Genomic DNA, 2,523 nt, shown 5'->3' on the forward strand with positions numbered 1-2,523 from the left:
ACACCAACTTATCCCTCGAACTCTTGATATTCATACACTAAATAGTTCAACCTGATCGACGTTATTAGTGTCACGAAATTTAAATAAACACATAATTGTTAAGCAAAATTGTCAAACTCGGACTAGTCTTAAATTGTTATTAATTTGTGTTTTTAAGCGGTGTTGTCAGTTAGACAGTTTTCAGAGGGGAATTCACTATGAGTATTTTTGACCACTTTCAGGCACGCTATGAAGCCGCCAAGGATGAAGAGCTATCACTGCAAGAGTTTTTAGCTCTGTGTAAAGAAGATAAAAGTGCTTATGCCAATGCAGCAGAGCGGCTGTTAATGGCGATTGGTGAGCCTGAGCTGATAGACACAGCAAAACACCCCCGATTGAGTCGCATTTTCTCTAACCGGGTGATTTCTCGTTATAAAACTTTTGAGGATTTCTATGGCATGGAAGAAGCCATAGAACAGATTGTTTCCTACCTCAAACACGCTGCCCAAGGTTTAGAAGAAAGAAAACAAATTCTCTATCTACTAGGTCCAGTTGGTGGCGGTAAATCTTCACTGGCGGAGAAACTCAAAGCTTTAATGCAACAAATGCCTATTTATGTTTTGTCTGCAAATGGCGTTCGTAGCCCAGTCAATGACCACCCATTTTGTCTGTTTGATGTGGTTGAAGATGGCGAAATCCTCAAGCAGGAATATGGGATAGAAAAACGCTATTTACGCTCAATTACATCACCTTGGGCGGCCAAACGCTTACACGAGTTTGGTGGCGATATTTCCAAATTCAAAGTCGTCAAAGTACGACCTTCAATTCTCGATCAAATTGCCGTCGCAAAAACAGAACCCGGTGATGAAAACAACCAAGACATTTCGTCACTGGTTGGGAAAGTGGATATTCGAAAACTCGAGCATTTCTCGCAAGATGACCCCGATGCATATAGCTATTCCGGTGCACTCTGTAAAGCCAACCAAGGGTTAATGGAGTTTGTTGAGATGTTCAAAGCGCCAATTAAGGTGCTTCACCCACTCTTAACCGCCACGCAAGAAGGAAACTTCAACGGGACAGAAGGGTTATCCGCCCTACCCTTTGATGGCATGATTTTAGCGCACTCAAACGAATCAGAGTGGCAGACATTCCGTAACAACAAAAACAACGAAGCGTTTTTGGACCGGGTTTATATCGTTAAAGTCCCTTACTGTTTACGCGTCTCGGAAGAAGTGAAAATTTACCAAAAACTGCTTGAACACAGTGAACTATCCAAAGCGCCATGCTCACCAAGCACACTAGAATTACTTGGTCAATTTAGTATCCTCTCGCGCCTAAAAGTGCCGGAAAACTCGTCACTCTTCTCCAAAATGCGCGTCTACGATGGTGAAACGCTAAAAGATACCGATCCAAAAGCAAAAAGCTATCAAGAGTATCGTGACTACGCAGGTGTTGACGAAGGTATGTCCGGTTTATCGACTCGCTTTGCCTTTAAAATACTGTCGCGCGTATTCAACTTTGACCAAACGGAAGTTGCGGCTAACCCCGTTCATCTGTTCTATGTCATCGAACAGCAAGTTGAACGCGAGCAGTTCCCTCAAGAAATCGCTGAACGATATATGGAGTTTTTAAAAGGCTACTTAGTGCCTCGTTATGTCGAGTTCATTGGTAAAGAGATTCAAACGGCTTATTTGGAATCTTATTCTGAATATGGTCAAAATATTTTTGACCGCTACGTTACTTATGCTGATTTCTGGATCCAAGACCAAGAGTATCGTGATCCTGAAACTGGCCAACTTTTCGATCGTTCATCGCTCAATAACGAGTTAGAAAAAATCGAGAAAACAGCAGGCATTAGTAACCCGAAAGATTTCCGAAATGAAATCGTCAATTTTGTACTGCGTGCGAAAGCGCACAACAATGGACAAAATCCGGTTTGGACCAGTTACGAAAAACTGCGTACCGTCATTGAGAAAAAAATGTTCTCAAATACCGAAGAGCTACTTCCTGTTATCTCTTTTAATGCCAAAACCTCATCGGATGATCAGAAAAAACACGACGATTTTGTCGCTCGTATGATGGAGAAAGGTTATACAGAAAAACAAGTAAGGCTGTTGTCTGAGTGGTATTTACGCGTCCGTAAATCTTCTTAACTTCAAGCAAACCAAAACCTGTACATGCGTTAGCCATACGAACAATGGCTAACGTAAAGGTGACGTTTTCAAGGGGATACTCATGGCGCAATTTATCGATAGAAGATTGAACGGTAAAAACAAAAGCGCGGTCAATAGACAACGCTTTTTACGCCGTCATAAAGAGCAGATCAAAGAATCTGTTGCAGACGCAGTGAATCGTCGCTCCATCACCAACACCGAGTCTGGCGAAGATGTGTCGATCCCAAATCACGACATCAAAGAACCCGTGTTTCATCAAGGAAAAGGCGGCCTAAAAGAACGAGTTCACCCGGGTAATGACCAGTTTATTACTGGTGATAAAATTGAGAGACCTAAAGGTGGCGGACAAGGCAATGGTTCAGGACAAGGT

At 42.4% G+C, this 2,523-nt stretch carries 2 protein-coding genes; both read left to right on the forward strand.

Annotation, left to right across the window (positions count from 1 at the left end):
- Nucleotides 1–197: 197 nt before the first annotated feature.
- The gene (locus tag AACT21_RS08810) at nt 198–2,132 is read left to right on the forward strand and encodes a PrkA family serine protein kinase (RefSeq protein ID WP_013856540.1); all 1,935 of its coding nucleotides are present in this window, start codon (nt 198–200) and stop codon (nt 2,130–2,132) included.
- Between the two features lie 82 nt (nt 2,133–2,214).
- On the forward strand, nt 2,215–2,523 hold a 309-nt coding region (locus AACT21_RS08815; RefSeq protein WP_141195262.1), incomplete at its 3' end, for a DUF444 family protein.

Origin of the sequence: Vibrio sp. V08_P9A1T1, assembly GCF_963874405.1 — a bacterium.
GTDB lineage: Bacteria > Pseudomonadota > Gammaproteobacteria > Enterobacterales > Vibrionaceae > Vibrio > Vibrio anguillarum.

What these genes read in the sequence shown, in the direction of transcription:
- AACT21_RS08810 (WP_013856540.1), top strand. Translation starts at nt 198, where the DNA reads ATGAGTATTTTTGACCACTTTCAGGCACGCTATGAAGCCGCCAAGGAT.